The sequence below is a fragment of the Alsobacter sp. genome (assembly GCF_059501845.1).
The window spans coordinates 408,690-428,811 of sequence record NZ_JCACDK010000018.1; the positions used below are offsets into that span (position 1 = coordinate 408,690).

Consider the following 20,122-nt stretch of genomic DNA (forward strand, 5'->3'; position numbering starts at 1 on the left):
CCGGGCTTCGATTCGCGGCCCGGGAAGCTTGCGCGCCGGTGCGACGGAAGCAAGGCGGAGAGGCGCGTCAGCCTTCCTTCTTGTTCGCCTTGTGCTTCTCGATGCCGATCTTGATGAGCTCGCGCGCCTCCTCGGCGTCGCCCCAGCGCACCACCTTCACCCACTTGCCCTGCTCGAGGTCCTTGTAGTGCTCGAAGAAGTGCTTGATCTGGTCGATGGTGATCATCGGGAGGTCCGTGTAGTTCTGGACCTTCTCGTAGCGGCGGGTGAGCTTGGTCGACGGCACCGCGACGATCTTCTCGTCGCCGCCAGCCTCGTCTTCCATGAACAGGACGCCCACCGGGCGGACGCTCATCACGGCACCCGGCACGATCGCCCTGGTGTTGGCGACGATCACGTCGCACGGGTCGCCATCGTCGGAAAGCGTGTGCGGGATGAAGCCGTAGTTCCCGGGGTACCGCATCGACGTGTAGAGGAAGCGATCGACGACGAGAGCGCCCGACGCCTTGTCCATCTCATACTTGATCGGCTCACCGCCGATGGGAACCTCGATGATGACGTTGACCTCGTGGGGGGCGTTCTTCCCGATCTGGACTGCGTCGATACGCATCGTGATCACTCCACTGGCGCAAGGCGCCGTCGGCACGTCTTAGGGTTCATGGCGGCCTGCGGCAAGACGACTTTACGACAATGATTGACGCGACATCCACTCAGACCCAGCCGAAGGCGTGCCGGGCCCGCACCTCGGCACCAAAATGCTCCTCGCGCTCGCGCACCTTGATGCCGCCGAGATGGCGGTAGAACTGGCAGGCCCTGTCATTGTCGGCGAGCGCCCAGACCAGCAGGCCGGGAATGCGGTTGCCCGAGAGGTCGCGCCGCGCCGCCGTGAACAGCCTGCGTCCAAAGCCCAGCCCCTGGCATTCCGGCGCCACGTAGAGCTCGAAGATCTCGCCGCGGTAGGGAGAGACGGTGAGGCGGTTGCGGCCGTAGCTGATATAGCCGCGCACGGCGTCGTCGAAGTCGAGCACGGCGATGCGGCCGCCGCGCTCGAGCACGGTCCGCCACCAAGACGGACCGCGGCGCTGCACCATCTGCTCGAGCTCGCGGCCGGGGATGATGCCGCGATAAGCCTCGCGCCAGGCCGCGTCGTGAACGACCGCGATCGCTTCTGCGTCGCGGGGCCGGGCGAGGCGGACAGTGATGGCGGCCTGGGTCACGCGGCGAGTCTGGACCGGCACGCGGCGTCCGTAAAGCCCCTCGCATGCGACGCCGGGGCGCGCTCCTCCCGCCATGGTTGCCCCGGCGCACGCGTGCTGGTATTGCCCCCCGGTCCCGCCGCCGGAACGCCTCTTTGTTAAGCCGCATCGTCAAGACCGGCCGCACCCCCAAGCCCGACAATCGCTGGGATCGCCGCATGGCGCGCATCGCGCGGTGGGACCGGCCGATCGAGAGCGGCCGGCAGCGCCTTGCTGCCTGGGCCAACATGCTGCTGGCCGACCACGGCATCTTCCGTGTCGTCTACCTCAACCTGCACCGGGTGACGCCGTCGTTCTGGCGCGCCGCACAGCCCACGCCGGGACAGATCGCCAGGCTGGCCGGGCAGGGCCTGAAGACGGTGGTCAATCTGCGGGGCGGCCGCGAATACGGATCCTGGCCGCTGGAGCGCGAGGCCTGCGAGGCGCATGGGGTGGCGTTGACCGACTTCGTCGTCCGGTCACGCGGCGCGCCCGACAGGGAGGCCATCCTGGAGGCCAAGGCGTTCTTCGAGACGCTCGACTATCCCGTGCTGGTCCACTGCAAGTCGGGCGCCGACCGGGCCGGCTTCATGGCGGCGCTCTACCTGCTGCTGCATGAGGGTCGCCCGCTCGAGGAGGCGACCCGCCAACTTGCGCTGCGCTACGGCCATTTCCGCTGGGCCAAGACGGGCATCCTCGATGCCTTCTTCGAGCGCTACCGGGTCGAGGGCGCGGAAAAGGGCCAGAGCTTCGAGGACTGGCTGCGCCACACCTATGATCCGGAGGCGCTCGAGCGCGAGTTCCGGCCCGGCCTCGTCTCCGATTTCCTGGTCGACCGCCTGCTCAGACGCGAATGAGGCCGGTGCCGGGGACGGCGTCGCTCTCGATGTCCTCGCCGCCGCTCTGCAGCCAGTGCAGGCGGGCATAGATCCCGCCGCGGCCCAGCAAATCCTCGTGGGTGCCGATCTCGGCCACCTGGCCCTCGTCGAGCACGACGATCAGATCTGCGGCCCTCACCGTCGACAGCCGGTGCGCGATGACGAGCGAGGTGCGTCCGCGCGCCAGCCGGGTCAGCGCGTCCTGCACGATCCGCTCGGACTCCGAGTCGAGGGCGCTCGTGGCCTCGTCCAGCAGCAGGATCGGCGCATCCTTGAGAATGGCGCGGGCGAGGGAGACACGCTGGCGCTCGCCGCCGGAGAGGCGCATGCCGCGGTCGCCGACCGGCGTGTCGTACCCCTGGGGCAGGCGCTGGATGAAATCGTGCGCCGCGGCGGCGCGCGCTGCATCGGCGATCTCGTCGGGCGTGGCGCCCGGGCGGCCGATGGCGATGTTGGCGGCGACGGTGTCGTCGAAGAGCACGACGTCCTGTGAAACGACGGCGATGCGGCGGCGAAGGCTGTCCAGGGTGACGTCGCGCAGGTCCTGCCCGTCGATGGCCACCACGCCCTTCGTCGGATCGAAGAGCCGCGGGACCAGCGACATCAGGGTCGACTTGCCCGAGCCCGAGCGCCCGACGAGCGCCGTCATGCTGCCGCCGGGCACGACGAGATCGATGCCGGACAGCGCCGGCCCGTCGCCGCCATAGGAGAAAGAGACGTCCCGGAACGCGATCTCGCCCGATCCGATGGCGATGGGCCGCGCCTCCGGCCGGTCGACGACGGTCGGCGGCTCGTCCAGCACCGCATAGAAGCGTGACAGCGACGCTGCCGCCTCCTGCAGCACGGCGCTGAGGTTGCCGAGTGCGCGCATCGACTGGGCCGCCAGCAGCAGCGCCGTGACGAAGCCGGTGAAGTCGCCGATCGTCGTCTGGCCCTTGACGATGCGCCAGCCGATGAAGACGAGGACGGCGGCGACGGCCAGGCCTCCGGCCACCTCTAGCAACGGGTCGAGCCGGGCGCGCTGGTTGGCGGCCTTCATCTTCAGCCGCCGGATTTCCTCGAACGTGCGCGCGGCGCGCTGCTTGAGGCGGCCCTCCATGCCGTAGGCCTTGGCGACCCGGACGCCGGCCAGGCTCTCGGTCACCATGCCGGCCATGATGCCGGTCTGCTCCTGGGTGGAGTGCGCCGTGCGCCGCAGCTTGCGGCCGAGGCTGGATATGGCGGGAGCGACGATGGGCAGGACCAGGAGGGCCGCGAGCGCGACCTCCCAGTCGATCCACAGCATGACGAAAACGAGCGCCACCGCCGTCGCGACGTCGCGCAGGAAGACGGTGGAGAGCCGGGTGAGGCCCTCGCGCACATAGGTGAAGTCGGTGGTGAAGCGCTGCGTCAGCGCGGCTGGCGTCTCGCGCGACAGGCGGGCGAGATCGGCCTCGATGAGATGGCCGTAGAGGGCCGACTGCATGTCGGCCTCGATCCGCGTGACGACACGGTTGGTGAGCACGGCCTGCGCCCACATGGCGCTGCCTTTCACCGCCGTCACCAGGATGACGATAAAGGGCACAAGCTGCACGAGCCGCTTGTTCTGCTGCTCGAAGCCGTCGAAGGCCGCCTTGATGACCACGGGATAGAGGCTCGACGCGCCCGCCAGCACGCCGACCAGGGCGACGATGGCGAGCAGCGCCGGCCAGTGCGGCTTCATCCAGTCGTGCCACAGCCGCAGCAGCAGGCCGCGCGTTTCTGCCTTGAGCAGCGCCGAGGCGGCGCGCCGGCTCTTTCGCGATGGCCTGGCGGCGGTACTCACCGGCCGAAGATGCCCTTGAGCGTCTTGGCCAGCGTGTTGCGCTTCTTCTTGCGCTCGAGCTCCTCGGCGTCGCGAACCCAGGCGACCTGCACGACGCGGCGCTCCCCGGCGAAAGGCTTGTGCCCGTGCCACGAATTGTCGGCGCGCAGGAAGGCGAACACCGTGCCCATCGTCGGAGGCACTTCCAGCACCATGTCCTCGAAGTCGTCCGGCCCGTTGAGGACCCGCAGCCGGCCGGCGCCGGCATCCTGCCAGGCATCGTTCATGTAGACGAGCAGGGTCATCACCTTGCTCTCGCCGTCGGTGTGGATCCGGCCGTCCTTGGCCTGCGAGATCTTGCGGATCGTGGTGAGGCGGGGGAACGGGTGGAGGTTGAGGCCGAATTTCTTCGACAGTTCCTCCGTGAGTTCCGGGCTCTCCAGCTCGTCGATGAGCGTCTTGAAGTTCCCGCGCACTTCGACGTCGTCGACCGTCAGGAACCCCGGCTTGGTGATGTCGGGAAACTCCTCACGCAATGCTCCGATCTTCTCCTCGCGCAGAAACTTCTCGCCGAGGAAGAACGAATATGGCTCGCGCGACAGCGGTGCGGAGCGGACCGCCTCGTAGTCGAGGACTTCCGGACTGGCGCTCATCGGGGACCTCCAGGAGCCGGTCGCAACGCCGGCACACGGGTGAATGTCCCGTGCCTTCTACCTCCGGTTGTATCCCGGGGCAATTGCGCTCGCTGGGCCGAAGCGGGGCGCTCGTGCAGCGTGTGCCTCCGGCCGCGGCAAGGCCCGGCTGCGGGCCAGGCCGGGCCGCGAGGCGCAGCGCGTGGTAGGGCCGGCGGCCCTACTCCGCCGCGGCCCTCCTGACGGGGGCGATCGGATCCGCCAGCGGCTGGCGGCGCTCGAAATCGCTGATGTAGTCGCGGGTCAGCGGCACCGTGTCGACCTTCTTTGCCACCTGGATCTGGAACACCATGTGGCCGGCATGGCGGAAGGTCGCCTCGCAGGCGGCGAGGTAGAACTCCCACATGCGGCAGAACCGCTCGTCGTAGATCTCGCGGATGCGGTGGCGGTTGGCGTTGAAGCGGTTGCGCCAGGCTCGCAGGGTCTCCGCATAGTGCAGCCGCAGGATCTCGATGTCGGTGACGTGGAGGCCGGCGCGCTCGATCGAGGGAAGCACTTCGGAGAGAGCCGGCGAATAGCCGCCGGGGAAGATGTATTTCGCGATCCACGCATTGGTCGCGCCCGGCCCGTCGGCACGCCCGATCGAGTGGATCATGGCCACGCCGTCATCGGCCAGAAGCTCCGCCACCTTCTGGAAATAGGTGTCGTAGTGGTTGACGCCGACATGCTCAAACATGCCGACCGAGACGATGCGGTCGTACTTGCCGGCCTCGAGCCGGTAGTCGAGCATCTTGAAGCGCACCCGGTCCGGCCGCCCGGCCTCGAGCGCGCGCTGGTTGGAGACGCGGTGCTGCTCCTCCGAGAGCGTCAGGCCCGTGACGTCGACCGGAGCGATCTCCGACAGGTAGAGCCCGAGCCCGCCCCAGCCCGAACCGATGTCGAGCACTTTCTGGCCCGGCTTCAGGAGGAGCTTCGCCGCGATGTGCCGCTTCTTCTGGGCCTGGGCTTCCTCGATCGTGTCGTTCTGGTCGAGGAAATAGGCGCAGGAGTACTGACGGTCCGGGTCGAGGAACAGGTCGTACAGCGTGTCCGACAGGTCGTAGTGATGGGCGACGTTGCTGCGCGAGCGGTGCGCCGGATTGTACTGGGAGAGGCGGCGGCCGAGGCGGCGGATCGCCGCCCATACCCGGGAAGGCAGGTCGGGCGTCTCCCACCCGGAATTGCTCATGATCAGCTCGAGCGCGTCGTAGATCGTCGCGTCCTCGACAGTGAGCCGCCCTTCCATGAAGAGCTCGCCGGCGGCAAGCTCCGGATTCGCCAGGAGCGCCCATTGCGCGCCGCTGTCATGGATCCGGATCGTGACCCGGGGTGAACCCGAGCCGTATTCGTGCGTGACGCCTGCGTGATCGACGACGCGGAGCGTCCCCTTCTTCATTCGCGCTTTAAAAACCGGACCGAGCAGGTACATGGCCAACAGCACCCCGCCAGAACACCCGGCGAAAGTTTAACAACATCTTTCAAGCGGTGGAAAGCGCTGAGGTCGGGGAAAATACGGATTTTATGTCAGGGGTGTGATTGGCAATGCGCCATGGCGCCGCGTAGGGGTGGGGAGCAGGCGCGGCACCGGTGCACGGCGCCGCGCCAGGCCGAGGCTCAGTTGTCCTTCTTGCCCGAGCCCAGCTCGTAGGGGATCGGGGTCTTCGTATCCGGCTTGGGGTCGTAGCTGCGCATTTTGCACTGGTCCCAGCGAGGGGCCTTGCCGCAGGCGCCGCTGGTCATCTTCATGCCGCCGGCGGGAGCAGGGCCGGCAGCGAAGGCCGGAACAGAAAGTCCGAGGGCCGCGATGAGGCTGCCGGTGAGGAAAAGGGTGCGCATGGGAGTCTTCCCGTTTTGGTTGTGATGCGCGCCTTCCTAGCTGGGCCTCTGCAATGGCCTGATGACGAAACGACGAAACTTCCGTGTCATGTTTCTGTGAGCATTACCGAAGGGTTCGGTTGAACGAAAAAGCCCCGGCGCAATGCGCCGGGGCTTCCTGGACCCGATCCTGGTGAGGATCAGAAGTCGCGCTGAACGCGGAGGGCGAAAGCGACGCCGTTCGTGTTCTTCTTGAAGGCAACGTCGTTCAGGCTGTCGTAAGCGATGTTCTTGGCCTGAAGAGCGACGTAGTTGACCGTGCCGGACACCGTGAAGTTCTTCACCGGCGACCAGTTGCCCTGGGCACCGACCTGCCAGTAGTCGAAGTCGCGGCCGACGAGGCCGACGCCGTCGACCGTGCCGCGGCCGTTGAACACGTCGCTGCCGTAGTCGATGGCGGTGTAGCTGCCCCACAGAGCGGCGCTCAGGGTGGGGGTGAAGGTGTGCTGGAAGGCCGCGAGGGCGTTCCAACCCTTGGTCAGCTGGATCGAGCCAGCGTTGTTCGGCAGGCCGTCAGCGCCGTACGCGATCTGCGTGGCCTTGCCGAAGCCGTAGGTGCCGCCGGCGCCGATGTACGTCAGAGCGCCCTGGGTGTAGGCAGCCTGCAGGTACAGGGCGTCGCCCGGACCGAACGACGGCACGTTGATCTTCACGCCGCCCTGGAGGGCCCAGCCGTACTTGGTGTCGTCGTTGAAGTCACCGGTGCTCGTTGCCGTGACAACGCCACCGCCGACATCGTTCAGGTCGAAGATGGTCGTGCTGGCACGCAGCTGGTGGACAGCACCAGACAGCTGAACCTGGCCCCAGCTGTCAGCATAGAGCAAGCGAGCCACGACGTCGGGAACACGGTAGCCGCCCGGCGTGGTGTTGGCGAAGGCGCTGCCGTATCCGAACGGACCGGTGCCGCCAGCAGCCACGGTGTTCGTGCTGCTGTTGCCGAAGTAGCCCGGCGAACCCCAGTTCGTGCTGAGATCTTCCAGCGAGAGGGCAGCCGAGAAGTTGCCGAAGATGGCCGTGTAGGCCGCGCCGACGACGGAGTGGTCGGAGCCGAGCGTGCCGATGTTGTTGAAGGCGTCGGCGTAGAAGTCGAAGTACGACTGATACTTACCGGCCTGGAACCCACCGAGCTGCACCCACGCCTTGTCGATGAAGCCGCCACCGCCGCCGTAGCCGGCGTCCGCGCGGATGTCGGCGAACGAACGGAGCAGGCCGTACTCGGTCTGCGTACGAGCGTCGAGCTGCACCGAGCCGACGGCGTACTGACCGGCGAAGCGCTGGCCGTAGCCGCGGCCGGAGCTGCTGAAGCGGCTCGTGCCGTCCGGGTTCACCAGGTAGAAGTTGGTGTTGTAGGGCGTGCCGGCAGTGTACTGCCAACGGGCAAAGCCGCCGACGCGCAGGCAGACGTCAGTGCCGGGCACGACATAGCCGACGAAGGCGCCCCCGCCCAGCGAGCAGATGCGAACGTACTCGACCGGCGCGGCCTTCTTCATCGGAAGGTCGGCGGCCTGGGCCCCGGCGACAGCGGCAAAGCCCGCGGCCGTCCCGAGGAGAAGGCTCTTCATGAGCTTCATAAGGATCTCCTAACAAGTTGACTGACTGAGCCCTGGCCTCCCCCGGATCCGCCCCTGTCGCGCGGCGTCCGCGGTATTCCAAAACCCCTGTTGGCGGGGACGTCCCCGAGGCTCACCGAGCGCTGGAGTGAACTCCCGCCGGGGCTACGTTTCCGTCCGACTCGAATGCGCCAAGGACCTCCCTGACCGCGGTCCAACCCTACTCACAACGTCCGGTTGCGCAACTTGGATATTGACTTAGATCCTCGTAGAATGAGATTTAGTACCCCGCTGTTGCAAAAATGGCATATCCCGGGCGGGCCCCGGCAATGGCGTGATTAAGCCGAAATGAATGCGTTTCCCGAGGTGTTGTGCCAATTCTGGCCAAGTACCGAGGGAGAAAGGTCTTCACCCGATGCTGCGGTACAAGATCGAGCTCGACGCTCCTCATCTCTCCGAGGCCAGAATTCGCGAGCTGCTGTTACGCGAGTTCAGCCCAACAGACGTAACTATTGAGCGTATTGCACGCAGAACGCGTACAACCCCACACTGTACCGTCGAGGGAATGATTACCGCTCTACTGTCTGATGGACAGGCTTGGAAGGGCCGGGAGATCGTCTCTGAACTGTCGTCGGACGTGGACGCTGGCCTGGTCCAGGCCGCCATGCGCCGCCTTGAGCGTCGCGGTGACATCCGCCGCATCCGGCACGGCACCTACATGCTCGTCGGCCGCGAGGCGGCGACCACTGCTGCGCCGGCCGCCAACGACCTCGCGCGAAGCGCCGTGCTGGCCCGCCTGGACGAGGCCCGCACCCGCCCTGAGCTGGAGGCCATGCTGCGCCTGCCGGGAGAAACGGTGGCCCGTGCCCTCTCCTCCCTGCTTGTCAGCGGCGAGGTGATTCGCTTCCTGCCCGAAGACGGCGCGGCGGAGCCGATCTATGCGACGCCTGGCTCGCGCACGTTCCAGCCGGCCCGGCCGTCCTTCGAACCCGACGCCCGGCTGCGCGTGCTCGCCGCACTGGAGCCCGGGCGTTTTCACCGGGCGGCCGACGTTGCCGCAGTCGCCATCGTCGGACAGGACGCGGTCAACAAGCTGATCGAGAGCCTCGCCGGCGACGGGCTGGTCGCGACGTTCCGGATGGGCCCGTCCCGCTATCTCGCCGTGACCCCGGAGGGGGCCGCCTTGCGCGGCGCAGGCAGGTCCGGACCGAAGGCGCCTGCTGCCGAACTCCTCGGCGACATGGGCCCCCGCCGCACGGCCTTTCTCCAGATCCTGGCGACGCTCGGCAGTGCCCGAACCGTCGACGTGACGCATGCACTGGCCGAAGACCTGTTCTCCGGCCCCGGCTGCAGCGCGGTGCAGGCGGCCCAGAGCCTCGCCGGCATGGGTCTGATCGAGGCCGCCGACGAACCAGACAAGCGCCAGCCCGCCTATCGGCTGACCGCGCTGGGGTCACTTGTCGTGAGCGAGCTCGACCGCCGGCAGGCGCCGCCCGATCCCGTCGCGCTCAGCCTTCGCATCGGCGCCCGGCGCCTTTCGCGACGCAGCACGACGACCGCCCGCCGGTAGGGTTTCTGCGGACAGACGCAGCCTCCGAGATTGAATATGTAAGTTCGAACGAATGACGAAGGTCACACGGCGATTGTCGCACACCCTCCAGGCAGTCCGGAGGGACAGCCGAACCGCAGGAGCCCGCAGTGAACGCTCTCGAGACGGCCAGCGTCTGCGTGCCAACGGATCCGGGACTGCCTGATGAGATGCTGGCGAGGGCCGCGCTGGCGGCCTGCGAGGCCCAGACGCGCGTCGCGCGGGAGACCCTCGGCCGGGCCGCTGCGCCCTGCCGCGTCCCGTGCAGCGGCTGCCTGGCGGCGGCGCGCGCCGTTGCCGATCTCGTGATGGGGACGAGGATGACCGGGATGGAACCCCAGGCCCCGGTCATCGTTCAACGTGTCGGGAAATAGTGGCCGGTCACTCGCCCGTGTTTCCCGGACGCCTCGGAGCGTCATGCAACCGGCGCGACGATCGGGGCAATGGAAACACGAACCAAGGGCTTGAGCCTTTCGTCCGTTCAGCGTGAAAATCCCGGCTCGCAGGGGCCGGATGGCTGGACCGGGGTGCCACTGTTCGAAGGCATTCGCACGCAATCTCTCGAACTCGTCGGGAAGCACGCCTTCGTCCAGCGCGTGCCGGCCGGCGCCATTCTGACCGAGGCGGGCGAAAAACCCCGGCTGCTCCACATCGTGCTCGACGGGCTCGCGCATTTGGTGGCCGAGCACGCAGGGCACGAAGCGGGGGTGGCCATCGTCGAGCCGGTAGCGCCCGCCATGCTGTCGTCCGTCATCGTCGACCGTCCACAGCTCGCCACGCTGCAGACGTTGGCGCCGAGCCGACTGCTTCTGGTGCCAGCCGACGTCGTGCGAACAGTGTTCGAGACCGACAGCGCCTTTGCCCGCAGCGTGGCGAGAACTCTCGTGGAGGACGAGCGGCGATCCTTCCGCGAGGTGAAAAACCAGAAGCTCCGCACCGCGCCGGAGCGGCTCGCCAATTGGATACTCGGCGCACTGCGGCACACTCCCGGGCACATGAAGCTGCCGTTCGGGAAGCACGTTCTGGCACTGCATGTGGGCGCCACCCGCGAGCGGCTGTCGCGCAGTTTCGCGCTTCTCGAGGAGCACGGGCTGATCTCGGGCCGCAAGGACCTCGAGATCGCCGATCTCGAGAGCTTCCGACGCTTCGCCAAGCCGGCACCCCTCATCGACGACGACGCGGGCTGAGCCTCTTCCCGGCGAAAGTCACCGGCCGGGGAACCTGCCGGGTGAAACGGCGTTACCCCACCAGACCCCCGACGAGCCAGCCTTCCCGGAACCATTCCGGGCAACCCGGCCCCGCCAGCACGCCCCCTCCTGCTGGCGGGGCCGGTGCGTTTATGCCCCGCTTTGGTCCCCATCGAACTTCGGCGCGTCCTGTGCGTTTGCCGGTCCTACGTACGGAGGATCGCTTGGCCGACAGACTTTCTCCCCTTTCCGACCGGCGACAGGACCTGCGCCCCGCCAGCCCGGCCCCTGCAACCGCAGCAGCGCAGGAGCGCCATGCCGTTCCGCACGGCCAGGACGAGCCGCATTCCGGCCTGCAGGGCGGCATCACCGTCGCGATCATCGCCGCCGCGGTGATCATTGCCGCAGTGGTCTTCACCCACGAATGGCAGACCACCGAACCGGCGACGACGCCCGCCGCGGCGCCCGCGGGATCGACGGCCGCCCCCGAACCGGCCAAGAGCGCACCCGCACCCGCAGCGCCTGCAGCGCAACCGACCCCGCCGGCTCCGTCCCAGACCGCACCGGCACCCGCGGCTCAGGAGCAGGCGCCTCAGCCGGCTGCCCCGGCGCCGGCACCCGCGGCAACTCCGCCGCAGCCACCGGCGGCCGTGACGCCGCCTCCCCCGGCCGCGAACGCACCGTCCCCGCAGGCTGCGCCCGAACCGCCCGCGACTCCGCCCGCCTCTGATCCAGCCGCCGGCGCCCAGCCGGAGCAGGTCACGCCACCCGCCCAGAACGCCCCGAGCGCGCCGGTTCCCGGAGACCAGCCGCAGGAAGCGGCGCCGGGCCCGGCCGGCCAGCCGCAGCCGGGCAACACCCAGGCACCCCCTCCCCCGCCCTGAGCGGAGACTGGGCAGGAAACCAAGTCGGAGGGAGCCGCGTTTGATGTTCCCGCGCCCGACAGGGCGCAGCAGCCGCGCACCACGCCGCAACTCCCCCGGAGAGCACCGCCATGAGCATCCTTTGGACCATCATCATCGGCTTCGTTGCCGGCGTCATCGCCAAGCTGATCACGCCCGGCCGCAACGAGCCGTCAGGCTTCATCCTGACGACGATCCTCGGCATCGTCGGCGCGTTCGTGGCGACCTATCTCGGCCAGGCGATCGGCTGGTACCGGGCCGGTGAAGGCGCAGGCCTGATCGGCGCCGTGGTCGGCGCCATCATCGTCCTCGTTGTCTGGGGAATGGTGGCCGGCCGTCGCAACGCCCTCACCTGATCCGGCGGCGCGGGGCAGCCTCAGCGGCTGCTCCGCCTGCTCCCCTGCCCGGGCTCGAAGCGCGCCCGCAGCTGCTCGTAGTGATTGCGCAGCCGCTCCTCGTGCCTGATTTCGCGCTCCCGCCGCAGCGCAGCCTCGCCGGCGGTCTCTGGCCGCTGCACCTCCACGGCGAAGCGCGGATGCGGCTCGCCATGGATCTCGTACGCGGCAATGTCGATGCGCGCCGCGCCATGGCGCTCACGCAGCGCGCTGAGCCGTTCGATCGCCGTGTCGAGCGTCACTCCGTCGAGTTCCTCGGTGAGGTCGAGCCGCTCGGTGACGAGCGTCTCCTGTTCCTTCGCCATGATGTCGTCCTCCTCCGCGCACGGCCGCCGCGCCGCCGCTTCGCAGGAGAATCCGCGAGACGCCATAGGGTTTCGCCGCCCATCATCGCGCGCTTCAGCCAACCGTCCGGGCCGGCTCCGTCGGCGGCACGATGATGGCGCTGTCGATGTCGAACGGCTCCGTCACTGCAACGAACGTGTCGGGATAGAAACCGTTGAAGCGGGTGCGCAACGACAGCGAATAGGCGCCGATGTGGCCGACCTCGATCCAGTCGCCCGTGCTCACCGTGTCCGGCAGCCAAAAGGGCCGGGTCAGGATGTCGACGGAATCGCAGGTGGCCCCGCAGATGCGGAACGATTCGAACTTCAGCCCGCCCGCCCGCGCCGGCCTCCGTCGCGAGGGATCCTCGATGTGCTGCACGGGGAGGCTGATCTTGCCCGTCCACGCGTCTGACAGCGACGACCAGATCCCGTCATTGATGTAGAGCCGCTGCCCCTTGCGCAGCAGCACACGCACCACGACCGAGAGGGAGCGCGCCACCACGACGCGGCCCGGCTCGGCGACGAGAGGCAAATCGTCCAGCCCCCATTCCCGCACCTCCTGCAGTACGTCGGCCAGCAGTTCGCCGACCTGGGGCACGCGCGCGGCCGACCGCTGCCGGTCCGGCCCGTATTGGGCCGGGAATCCGCCGCCGATGTCGAGCGCGGAGAGCTCCGCCCGGGTCCGGCCACGGATCCACGCAGCGCTCGCCAGGGCCCGCTCATACGTGTCGAGATCCTCGACCTGGCTGCCGACGTGGAAGGCGATGCCGCTGCGGAAGCCGATATTGTCGATGCGGTCCAGAAGCTCGACGGCGTGGCGCGGCGTGGCGCCGAACTTGCGCGACAGCTCATAGGCGGCATGCCCCTTGGTGGCGATGCGGACGAAGAGCGTGAAATCGGCAGGGTCGAGATCGAGGGCGTGCACGATGCGCAGGATCTTGGCGACCTCGTCCTCGTGGTCCACGGCCATGACCCGGATGCCGTAGCTCTCGACCGCGAGCCGGATGTCCGACTGCGCCTTCACGGGGTGCATGTACAGGAGCTCGGCGCCGGGCTGCGCCTCCCGTGCCCCCGCGAACTCGGCGGGGCTCGCGACATCGAAGGCGGTCACCCCCGCAGCCGAGACGGTCGCCAGCACCGCAGGGTCGCTGTTGGTCTTGACGGCATAGGCCGTCTTGCCCGGGAAAGCCTGCATGAAGGCCTGCGTGTCGGCGGTCAGCACGTCGCGGCGGAAGCAGTAGAGCGGCGTGTCGGGCCGCAGCGCCAGTGCGGCCTCTCGGGCGCTCGGAAAGGTCTTCATGGGGAGCCTTGGAGTCGGTGGCGGGTCGAGGTGTCGCGGCAGGTGACCGGGAAGGTAGCAGGCGGCAGTTACAGTGCCTATGGCGTGTAAACCGGTGCCGTTGCGTTCAGATTCTGCAAAGATTCCGGTGAGGGATCGTTTAGCTACAATTTTAGCGGCCGATTCAAGGAAGAGGACCATTGTTGTGGCGAAGGGCGGACACGCCGCCCCTTGGACAACGGAGTGCCAAGATGGACACGGATCGTCTTCGCCAGGCTGCCGACGACATCATCGGACGCGGCCGCATCGCCTTCGCCGACGTGCGCCGCCTGCGCCGCGACATCCTCCCCGACGGGATCTCGAGCCGCGAGGAGGCCGAGATCCTGATCCGCCTCGATCAGGACACCAGCCGCTCCGATCGCGCCTGGACCGAGTTCTTCGTCTCCGAGCTCGTCGACTTCGTGGTCTGGGCCGAGCGCCCGACCGGGATCGTCGACGAGGAGGCCGCGAAGTGGCTCTCCGACGCGCTCGAGCGCGGCCGGGCCACGCGTAGCTGCCGCGCCCTTGTTCACGCCATCGTGCGCGAGGCCGAACGGGTGCACGAGAGCCTTTCGGCCGGTGCTCCCTGCGACGTCGAGATCCTTGCGGTTCCCGCCGAACAGGCCGCCGCCGTGCTGGCAGCCTGACGTCCCGCGACGACGGGGTGCGGCCGCATGGCGCCTCCCCGCGCGCCGCTGCGCCCTTGACCGGCGTGAGGGGGCGCGCGACGGTTCGGCCCTGAGCGGGAGTTCGCCATGGTCTTCGCCGGTGCCGCCTCGCGGGCAGCCGCCTTTGCCCTTTCCGCAGTGCTGGCCTGGCCCGCCGCAGCGGCCGACATCACCGTCATGCCTTCGCGCGGCGGCGTGGTCGTCTCCATGTCGGGAAAGATCGAGCACGGCGATACCGACCGTCTAGAGGCCCTGCTGGACGGGCTGGCCGGCGCGTCCGTCACCGTCCATGCCCTGGCTTTGAACTCGCCGGGCGGTTACCTCATCGAGAGCCTGGCCATGGCCGACGTCGTCCGCGCCCGCCGCATGACGACATTCGCCTGGGACACCTGCGCCAGCGCCTGCTTCGTGGTCTATGCGGCAGGCTCGCGGAAACTGGCGACGCCGATGGCGCGGCTCGGCGTCCACACCGCCTACGAGCCGGGTGGCGCGACCAGCAGCAAGGCCACGGCGACGATGGCGGAAGCCTGCCGGCGCTTCGGCGTACCCCAGAGCGTGCTGGCCAAGATGGCCAAGACGCGTGCTCCCGACATCGCCTGGATCACGCGCAGGGAGGCGCGCGCCATGGGCGTGCGGCAGATCCGGGCGCACCCTAGCGGCGAGGGGTGAGGCTCACCGCCCCGCTCATCCCTCCGGGTCATGGCAGCACACGCACAGCTTGTTGCCGTCGGGATCCCGTACATAGGCGCCGTAGTAATCGGCGTGGTATTCGGGCCTGAGGCCCGGAGCTCCCTCCGACGCGCCGCCGGCAGCGAGTGCCACCGCCCAGGCGCTGTCGACCGCCGCCCGGCTCGGAGCCAGCAGCGCGACCATCTGCCCGTTTCCGGCGGCGGCCTTACCTGTGAACGGCCGACCGACGAGAAACAGCGGCCGGCCCCCTTCGGCCTGCTCCCAACCGGCCCAGGGTCTATCCGGGTCGAGAAAGCGCCGGCGGTGGCCGAGGGCCTCCATCAGCGGCGCATAGAACGCCATCGCGCGCTCGAAATCCGTGACGCCGACGAAGACATGCGACAGCAAGGGCCATCTCCGGAAGGGACGGCCTGAAAATAGGCGCGCCGGGAGCAGCGATTCAAGCTGCCCCCGGCGCTGTCTTGAGTGACTGGACGAGGCAGGCGGCTACTTGTCGCCAGCGCCCTTCTGCACCGCTTCCATCACCCGCTCCAGGTTGAAGCTGCCGGGCTTCTGGCGTGGCGGGAACTCGCGGAAGCTCTGCAGCCATGCGCCGACATAGGCACCGGCGGGCGCGATCGCGAACATGCGGTCCATGTACCAGCGCTGGTAGCCCATGGCGTTCTCATGCTCGGCACGCTCGAACGGATCCATGCGGAGGTTGGTCAGCAGCGGCGCGCGCAGCTGGGTGAAGGGATCCTGCCAGACCCGCAGGCCCTCTGCCTTCTGCTCGAGGAACGTCACCTTCCAGTCGTCATAGCGCAGCGCGGCGACGCTGCCGTCGTCGGTCCAGTAGATGAACTCCCGGCGCGGCCAGGCGCCCTCTCCCTTCAGCGCCGGCGCGAGGTCGTAGCCGTCGAGATGAACCTTGTAGGTGCGGTCGCCGATTTTGCGGCCGGTGAGCAGGTCCTGCTTGACGCTGGCGTCCCCGGCCGCCGCCAGGAACGTCGTCAGCATGTCCTCGTGGGCGCCGATGTTGTTGACCACCGTCCCCGGCTTCACCACGCCCGGCCAGCGGATCACGGCGGGGACGCGGTAACCGCCTTCCCAGTTGGTGTTTTTCTCGCCGCGGAACATCGTCGTTCCGCCGTCCGGCCAGGTGAATGTCTCCGCGCCATTGTCGGTCGAGTACATGACGATGGTGTCGTTCTCGATGCCGAGCTCCTTCAGCTTGGCGAGGAGCTGCCCGACCATGCCGTCATGCTCGGCCATGCCGTCGGCGTAGATGCCGTATCCGGTCTTGCCCTCCGATTCCGCCTTCAGATGCGTGAAGACGTGCATGCGGGTGGAGTTCCACCAGATAAAGAATGGCTTGTCGTCCTTCTTGGCCTTGTCCATGAACTCCAGCGCGCTTTTGGTGACCTCCTCGTCGACGGTCTCCATGCGCTTGCGCGTCAGCGGCCCGGTGTCGACGATCTTCTGCGTGCCGTCCGGGTTGGCCCAGGAGTGGATGACGCCGCGCGGGCCGAAGCGCTCCTTGAACTTCGGGTCCTTCGGATAGTCCGGGTTCTCCGGCTCTTCCTCGGCGTTGAGGTGGTAGAGGTTGCCGAAGAACTCGTCGAAGCCGTGCGCCGTCGGCAGCATCTCGTCGCGGTCGCCGAGGTGGTTCTTGCCGAACTGCCCGGTGACGTAGCCGAGCGGCTTCAGCAGCGTCGCGATTGTCGGATCCTCTGCCTTCATGCCCTCGGGCGTACCGGGCAGGCCGACCTTGGTGAGGCCCGTGCGGATCGGCGACTGCCCGGTGATGAAGGCGGCCCGGCCGGCGGTGCAGCTCTGCTGGCCATACCAGTCGGTGAAGGTCACGCCCTCGTTGGCGATGCTGTCGATGTTGGGCGTGCGATATCCCATCATCCCGCGATTGTAGGCGCTGATGTTGAACTGGCCGATGTCGTCGCCCCAGATCACCAGGATATTGGGCTTTTTCGGCTGCTGCGCCGCGGCGGGAAGCGCCACGGCAAGACAGGCGGCGGCTGCGAGAGCAAGTCTCGCCAAGTGTCGTGTCGGCATCATCCACCTCGTTTGGTCGAAGGTGGACGAACCTATGGCGCGAGCGCGACAGTAAGCTTACCATTTTGCGCAGGCTAAGCTTCACGAGCGTATTGTATGAGCCGCTTCCGCTTGACGGGCGTATCCGGCCTCGGCCCCCTCGCCAGGGTCTGCGACGCATCCGGCGATGGAAACTTCAGCCGCGTGCTGCGCAAGGCCGGTGTTCCCGCAAGCCTGATCGCCGCGCCGCACGCCATGATCCCCATGCAGGCCATGTACGCCCTCTTCGAGGAAGGCGCCCGTGCGACGGGCGACGAACTCCTCGGCCTGCGTGTCGGGGCTGCAATGGACCCGGGGGAGTTCGGCGTCTGGGTGCGCTATGCCATTTGCGCAGAGACCCTTCGCGACATGGTGAAGCGGCTCGACCGAACCCTCGAGTACCACCAGCCGGGGGCGACGATCCGGCTGGCAGACCGCGACGGCACGGCGCTGCTGCGCTATCGCGCGGCCGATAGCCGCGGCACCGGCCTCTCGTTCCACGCCGACCACGTGCTCGAACCGATGCTGGCCGCCGTGCGCGTCTTCGCCGGATCCCGCTGGATGCCGCTTGCCTACCACCTGCCCTATGCCCGGCCGGTCCACTGGCGGCGGATCGAGGAGGCGCTCGGCGCACCCGTCGTGTTCGGCAGCAGCGGGACGGGACTGGATCTCCCCTCCGCCCTTCTCGATGCCCCCGCCGTGCAGCCGCGCCCGCGCGTCACGATGGCCGACGTCCAGCGGGCCATGGCGCAGCGCGAGCCCGCCAGCACCGCCGGCGCGGTGGCGAGCCTCATCACCTTCTCGCCGGAAAATGACGGTGCCTCGCTGCCCACCATCGCCGGCCTGCTCGGCGTCTCGGCGCGGGCGTTGCAAATGGCTCTCCAGCGGGAGGGCACGTCCTTTCGCCAGGTTGTCGCACGCCTGCGCCTGGCCGAGGCCCGCTGCCTGCTTCGCGAGACGTCGATGAGCGTCTCCGACATCGCCTGGTCGCTCGGCTACAGCGAGCTGCCCCACTTCACCCGCGCCTTCACGAAGGGCACCGGCGTGGCGCCGAGCGTCTTCCGGGCCCTGGCGCCGGCCGAAGCGGCCGGGCGCGGCTAGCGAGCATCACGGCAGCGGCGGACCGCGAAAAACGAAAAAGCCGCCTCGCGGCGGCCTCTCGTACTGTCCTCTGGCGAGGAGAAATGGAGCGGGCGAAGGGATTCGAACCCTCGACCCCAACCTTGGCAAGGTTGTGCTCTACCCCTGAGCTACACCCGCATCCTGCCTGCCCATCGGCCGGCGGCCGGTATATGCCGCATATCGACTGGCGATGCAACAGGGTTGTGCCGGGCCTGGTTGCCATCTCCGTCACCCGGCTTGCCGGCCGGGCAGCCCGCTCCTAGAAGGGCTGCGGTCCAGCCGGAACACGCATCATGACAGCCACGCGAGCCACGCCCGACGACCTCTTCGCCGCGCTCGACGCGCTCGGCATCCGCCATGAGACCCAGCACCACCCGGCCGTTTTCACGGTGGAGGAATCGAAGCGGCTGCGCGGCCAGCTTCCGGGCGCCCATGTGAAAAACCTCTTCCTCAAGGACAAGAAGAGCCGGCTCTTCCTCATCTCGGCGCTGGAGGACACCCGCATCGACCTCAAGCGCGTGCACGAGATCATCGGCGGCAGCGGTCGCGTCTCCTTCGGCTCGGCCGACCTCCTCGGCGAGGTGCTGGGCGTGGAGGCTGGCTCGGTGACCCCCTTCGCCGCCCTCAACGACCGGGAGAAGCGCGTCACCGTGGTGCTCGACCGGCGGCTGATGGAGCACCAGCGCATCAACGTCCATCCGCTCGTGAACACGATGACGACGGGCGTATCGCGGGATGATCTCGTCCGTTTCCTTGTCACCACGGGTCACGAACCGCTGATCGTGGCGGTAGGCGAGGCCGCGGCCGAAACGGAATGACCGCGTTGAAGGCGCGGCGGTGATTGCCGCGGCGCCTGAAACGCCCCATCTTTACGGGCGAAGGATCGCGGCCGGCCCGCGACGCCAGAGGGCCATACGGCTCCGGAGAGATCGACCATGAGTTTTGAACCGATTGCGGCGAACGCCGGAGGTGGGGACGTTCTCGTCGCCGACACGACCACGGCCAGTTTCCGGCAGGACGTGCTGACGGAATCGACGCGGCGACCCGTCCTCGTCGATTTCTGGGCGCCCTGGTGCGGCCCGTGCAAGCAGCTCACCCCCGTCCTCGAGAAGGTGGTGAAGGCCTCCGGGGGCAAGGTGAAGCTCCTGAAGATGAACATCGACGAGCACCCGCAGGTCGCGGGGCAGCTCGGCATCCAGTCGATCCCGGCCGTAATCGCCTTCCAGAACGGCCAGCCCGTGGACGGCTTCATGGGCGCCTTGCCGGAAGCGCAGGTGCAGGCCTTCATCGAGAGGCTGGTCGGCCCGGCCGGTCCCGAGCCCATCGACGAGGTGCTGCAGGAAGCCGACGCGCTGGCCACGGCCGGGGATGCCACCGGCGCCGCGCAGCTCTACGGAGAGGTCCTGGCCGTCGAGCCCGACAACGTCCGTGCCCTCGCATCGCTGGCCAAGTGCCATGTCGACCTCGGCGACCTCGCCACGGCCGAGCGGCTGCTCGGGGCCATCCCGCAGGACAAGCAGGGCGACGCCGCCGTCGCAGGAGCCAGGGCGGCGCTCGAACTGGCCCAGCAGGCAGAGTCCCTCGGCGACCTCGCGGACCTGCAGCGGCAGGTCGAGGCCAATCCTGCCGATCACCAGGCCCGCTTCGATCTCGCCCTGGGCCTGGCCGCGGGCGGTGACCGCGAGGCAGCCACCGACCACCTCGTCGAGATCATCAAGCGCGACCGGACGTGGAATGACGACGGGGCGCGGCGGCAGCTCCTGCAGTTCTTCGAGGCCTGGGGCCCCATGGACGAGATGACCGTGGCGGGCCGCCGCAAGCTCTCGACCGTCCTGTTCCGATGAGGGCCGCCCGCGGCCGGGAGGTAACA

22 protein-coding genes and 1 tRNA gene are annotated in these 20,122 nt (G+C 68.3%); 11 read left to right on the forward strand and 12 right to left on the reverse strand.

The features are described from left to right. Nucleotides 1–67 precede the first annotated feature (67 nt). Both ppa and AC5JCN_RS16785 read right to left on the reverse strand, forming a co-directional pair. Entirely contained in the window at nucleotides 68–610 is a 543-nt protein-coding gene (gene ppa, locus AC5JCN_RS16780; protein ID WP_495756230.1) for an inorganic diphosphatase, read from the reverse strand. Between the two features lie 100 nt (nucleotides 611–710). Further along, the gene (locus AC5JCN_RS16785) at nucleotides 711–1,238 is read right to left on the reverse strand and encodes a GNAT family N-acetyltransferase (RefSeq protein WP_495756231.1); all 528 of its coding nucleotides are present in this window, start codon (nucleotides 1,236–1,238) and stop codon (nucleotides 711–713) included. 176 nt (nucleotides 1,239–1,414) lie between these two features. Between AC5JCN_RS16785 and AC5JCN_RS16790 the strand changes: the two genes are divergently transcribed. Beyond that, nucleotides 1,415–2,092 carry a protein tyrosine phosphatase family protein gene (locus AC5JCN_RS16790; RefSeq protein ID WP_495756232.1) on the forward strand — a complete coding sequence of 226 codons (678 nt, stop codon included), beginning with the start codon at nucleotides 1,415–1,417 and terminating at the stop codon, nucleotides 2,090–2,092. Here AC5JCN_RS16790 and AC5JCN_RS16795 read toward each other — a convergent pair. The 5 genes from AC5JCN_RS16795 to AC5JCN_RS16815 all read right to left on the reverse strand — a co-directional run bounded on the left by AC5JCN_RS16795 (nucleotide 2,079) and on the right by AC5JCN_RS16815 (nucleotide 8,013). Next, nucleotides 2,079–3,815: an ABC transporter ATP-binding protein gene (locus AC5JCN_RS16795; RefSeq protein ID WP_495757665.1), complete on the reverse strand. Its 1,737-nt coding sequence runs from the start codon at nucleotides 3,813–3,815 to the stop codon at nucleotides 2,079–2,081. The two genes, AC5JCN_RS16790 and AC5JCN_RS16795, sit on opposite strands and share 14 nt — an antisense overlap. Before the next feature lie 98 nt (nucleotides 3,816–3,913). Next, the gene (locus tag AC5JCN_RS16800) at nucleotides 3,914–4,549 is read right to left on the reverse strand and encodes a 2OG-Fe(II) oxygenase (RefSeq protein WP_495756233.1); all 636 of its coding nucleotides are present in this window, start codon (nucleotides 4,547–4,549) and stop codon (nucleotides 3,914–3,916) included. Nucleotides 4,550–4,748: 199 nt separating this feature from the next. Further along, nucleotides 4,749–5,996 (reverse strand): cyclopropane fatty acid synthase, encoded by a 1,248-nt coding sequence (locus tag AC5JCN_RS16805; RefSeq protein WP_495756234.1) that lies wholly within the window; start codon nucleotides 5,994–5,996, stop codon nucleotides 4,749–4,751. Between the two features lie 185 nt (nucleotides 5,997–6,181). Next, a complete protein-coding gene (locus AC5JCN_RS16810) occupies nucleotides 6,182–6,403 on the reverse strand; it encodes a hypothetical protein (protein WP_495756235.1) in 222 nt (73 codons plus the stop codon). A 179-nt stretch (nucleotides 6,404–6,582) separates the two neighbouring features. After that, nucleotides 6,583–8,013, reverse strand: coding sequence for a porin (locus AC5JCN_RS16815; RefSeq protein WP_495756236.1), 1,431 nt, complete (start codon nucleotides 8,011–8,013; stop codon nucleotides 6,583–6,585). A gap of 544 nt (nucleotides 8,014–8,557) precedes the next feature. Here AC5JCN_RS16815 and AC5JCN_RS16820 point away from each other — a divergent pair. The 5 genes from AC5JCN_RS16820 (at nucleotide 8,558) to AC5JCN_RS16840 (ending at nucleotide 12,025) form a co-directional block, all read left to right on the forward strand. Continuing rightward, entirely contained in the window at nucleotides 8,558–9,562 is a 1,005-nt protein-coding gene (locus AC5JCN_RS16820) for a hypothetical protein (RefSeq protein ID WP_495756237.1), read from the forward strand. A 128-nt stretch (nucleotides 9,563–9,690) separates the two neighbouring features. After that, nucleotides 9,691–9,954 (forward strand): hypothetical protein, encoded by a 264-nt coding sequence (locus AC5JCN_RS16825; RefSeq protein ID WP_495756238.1) that lies wholly within the window; start codon nucleotides 9,691–9,693, stop codon nucleotides 9,952–9,954. A 69-nt stretch (nucleotides 9,955–10,023) separates the two neighbouring features. Further along, nucleotides 10,024–10,767 carry a helix-turn-helix domain-containing protein gene (locus AC5JCN_RS16830; protein WP_495756239.1) on the forward strand — a complete coding sequence of 248 codons (744 nt, stop codon included), beginning with the start codon at nucleotides 10,024–10,026 and terminating at the stop codon, nucleotides 10,765–10,767. A gap of 224 nt (nucleotides 10,768–10,991) precedes the next feature. Next, nucleotides 10,992–11,651: a hypothetical protein gene (locus AC5JCN_RS16835; RefSeq protein WP_495756240.1), complete on the forward strand. Its 660-nt coding sequence runs from the start codon at nucleotides 10,992–10,994 to the stop codon at nucleotides 11,649–11,651. Nucleotides 11,652–11,761: 110 nt separating this feature from the next. After that, on the forward strand, nucleotides 11,762–12,025 hold the full coding sequence (locus AC5JCN_RS16840; protein WP_495756241.1) for a GlsB/YeaQ/YmgE family stress response membrane protein: 264 nt from the start codon (nucleotides 11,762–11,764) through the stop codon (nucleotides 12,023–12,025). Nucleotides 12,026–12,045: 20 nt separating this feature from the next. Here the strand turns inward: AC5JCN_RS16840 and AC5JCN_RS16845 are convergent, their stop codons facing one another. Beyond that, entirely contained in the window at nucleotides 12,046–12,369 is a 324-nt protein-coding gene (locus tag AC5JCN_RS16845) for a hypothetical protein (RefSeq protein WP_495756242.1), read from the reverse strand. A gap of 94 nt (nucleotides 12,370–12,463) precedes the next feature. Continuing rightward, nucleotides 12,464–13,690 carry an alanine racemase gene (locus AC5JCN_RS16850; RefSeq protein ID WP_495756243.1) on the reverse strand — a complete coding sequence of 409 codons (1,227 nt, stop codon included), beginning with the start codon at nucleotides 13,688–13,690 and terminating at the stop codon, nucleotides 12,464–12,466. Between the two features lie 230 nt (nucleotides 13,691–13,920). On the opposite strand from AC5JCN_RS16850, the gene AC5JCN_RS16855 reads away from it, so the two are divergent. Both AC5JCN_RS16855 and AC5JCN_RS16860 read left to right on the forward strand, forming a co-directional pair. Then, on the forward strand, nucleotides 13,921–14,355 hold the full coding sequence (locus AC5JCN_RS16855; protein WP_495756244.1) for a hypothetical protein: 435 nt from the start codon (nucleotides 13,921–13,923) through the stop codon (nucleotides 14,353–14,355). Between the two features lie 108 nt (nucleotides 14,356–14,463). After that, entirely contained in the window at nucleotides 14,464–15,045 is a 582-nt protein-coding gene (locus AC5JCN_RS16860) for an ATP-dependent Clp protease proteolytic subunit (protein ID WP_495756245.1), read from the forward strand. Between the two features lie 15 nt (nucleotides 15,046–15,060). Here the strand turns inward: AC5JCN_RS16860 and AC5JCN_RS16865 are convergent, their stop codons facing one another. Both AC5JCN_RS16865 and AC5JCN_RS16870 read right to left on the reverse strand, forming a co-directional pair. After that, a complete protein-coding gene (locus AC5JCN_RS16865; protein ID WP_495756246.1) occupies nucleotides 15,061–15,453 on the reverse strand; it encodes a VOC family protein in 393 nt (130 codons plus the stop codon). A 99-nt stretch (nucleotides 15,454–15,552) separates the two neighbouring features. Next, nucleotides 15,553–17,112, reverse strand: coding sequence for an arylsulfatase (locus tag AC5JCN_RS16870; protein ID WP_495756247.1), 1,560 nt, complete (start codon nucleotides 17,110–17,112; stop codon nucleotides 15,553–15,555). A gap of 96 nt (nucleotides 17,113–17,208) precedes the next feature. On the opposite strand from AC5JCN_RS16870, the gene AC5JCN_RS16875 reads away from it, so the two are divergent. Then, on the forward strand, nucleotides 17,209–18,231 hold the full coding sequence (locus AC5JCN_RS16875) for an AraC family transcriptional regulator (RefSeq protein WP_495756248.1): 1,023 nt from the start codon (nucleotides 17,209–17,211) through the stop codon (nucleotides 18,229–18,231). 84 nt (nucleotides 18,232–18,315) lie between these two features. Here the strand turns inward: AC5JCN_RS16875 and AC5JCN_RS16880 are convergent. Next, nucleotides 18,316–18,390, reverse strand: a tRNA-Gly gene (locus AC5JCN_RS16880). A gap of 155 nt (nucleotides 18,391–18,545) precedes the next feature. On the opposite strand from AC5JCN_RS16880, the gene AC5JCN_RS16885 reads away from it, so the two are divergent. Next, entirely contained in the window at nucleotides 18,546–19,070 is a 525-nt protein-coding gene (locus AC5JCN_RS16885) for a prolyl-tRNA synthetase associated domain-containing protein (RefSeq protein ID WP_495756249.1), read from the forward strand. 117 nt (nucleotides 19,071–19,187) lie between these two features. Further along, nucleotides 19,188–20,096, forward strand: a complete 909-nt coding sequence (trxA, locus tag AC5JCN_RS16890; protein ID WP_495756250.1) for a thioredoxin — start codon at nucleotides 19,188–19,190, stop codon at nucleotides 20,094–20,096. The last annotated feature ends 26 nt before the right edge of the window (nucleotides 20,097–20,122 follow it).

Excerpts from the sequence above, each read along its gene's own strand:
- ppa (WP_495756230.1), bottom strand. The coding sequence starts at position 610 with ATGCGTATCGACGCAGTCCAGATCGGGAAGAACGCCCCCCACGAGGTC.
- AC5JCN_RS16790 (WP_495756232.1), top strand. The coding sequence starts at position 1,415 with ATGGCGCGCATCGCGCGGTGGGACCGGCCGATCGAGAGCGGCCGGCAG.
- AC5JCN_RS16795 (WP_495757665.1), bottom strand. The coding sequence starts at position 3,815 with ATGAAGCCGCACTGGCCGGCGCTGCTCGCCATCGTCGCCCTGGTCGGC.
- AC5JCN_RS16800 (WP_495756233.1), bottom strand. The coding sequence starts at position 4,549 with ATGAGCGCCAGTCCGGAAGTCCTCGACTACGAGGCGGTCCGCTCCGCA.
- AC5JCN_RS16805 (WP_495756234.1), bottom strand. The coding sequence starts at position 5,996 with ATGTACCTGCTCGGTCCGGTTTTTAAAGCGCGAATGAAGAAGGGGACG.
- AC5JCN_RS16810 (WP_495756235.1), bottom strand. The coding sequence starts at position 6,403 with ATGCGCACCCTTTTCCTCACCGGCAGCCTCATCGCGGCCCTCGGACTT.
- AC5JCN_RS16815 (WP_495756236.1), bottom strand. The coding sequence starts at position 8,013 with ATGAAGCTCATGAAGAGCCTTCTCCTCGGGACGGCCGCGGGCTTTGCC.
- AC5JCN_RS16820 (WP_495756237.1), top strand. The coding sequence starts at position 8,558 with ATGATTACCGCTCTACTGTCTGATGGACAGGCTTGGAAGGGCCGGGAG.
- AC5JCN_RS16830 (WP_495756239.1), top strand. The coding sequence starts at position 10,024 with ATGGAAACACGAACCAAGGGCTTGAGCCTTTCGTCCGTTCAGCGTGAA.
- AC5JCN_RS16840 (WP_495756241.1), top strand. The coding sequence starts at position 11,762 with ATGAGCATCCTTTGGACCATCATCATCGGCTTCGTTGCCGGCGTCATC.
- AC5JCN_RS16845 (WP_495756242.1), bottom strand. The coding sequence starts at position 12,369 with ATGGCGAAGGAACAGGAGACGCTCGTCACCGAGCGGCTCGACCTCACC.
- AC5JCN_RS16850 (WP_495756243.1), bottom strand. The coding sequence starts at position 13,690 with ATGAAGACCTTTCCGAGCGCCCGAGAGGCCGCACTGGCGCTGCGGCCC.
- AC5JCN_RS16855 (WP_495756244.1), top strand. The coding sequence starts at position 13,921 with ATGGACACGGATCGTCTTCGCCAGGCTGCCGACGACATCATCGGACGC.
- AC5JCN_RS16860 (WP_495756245.1), top strand. The coding sequence starts at position 14,464 with ATGGTCTTCGCCGGTGCCGCCTCGCGGGCAGCCGCCTTTGCCCTTTCC.
- AC5JCN_RS16870 (WP_495756247.1), bottom strand. The coding sequence starts at position 17,112 with ATGCCGACACGACACTTGGCGAGACTTGCTCTCGCAGCCGCCGCCTGT.
- AC5JCN_RS16875 (WP_495756248.1), top strand. The coding sequence starts at position 17,209 with ATGAGCCGCTTCCGCTTGACGGGCGTATCCGGCCTCGGCCCCCTCGCC.
- AC5JCN_RS16885 (WP_495756249.1), top strand. The coding sequence starts at position 18,546 with ATGACAGCCACGCGAGCCACGCCCGACGACCTCTTCGCCGCGCTCGAC.
- trxA (WP_495756250.1), top strand. The coding sequence starts at position 19,188 with ATGAGTTTTGAACCGATTGCGGCGAACGCCGGAGGTGGGGACGTTCTC.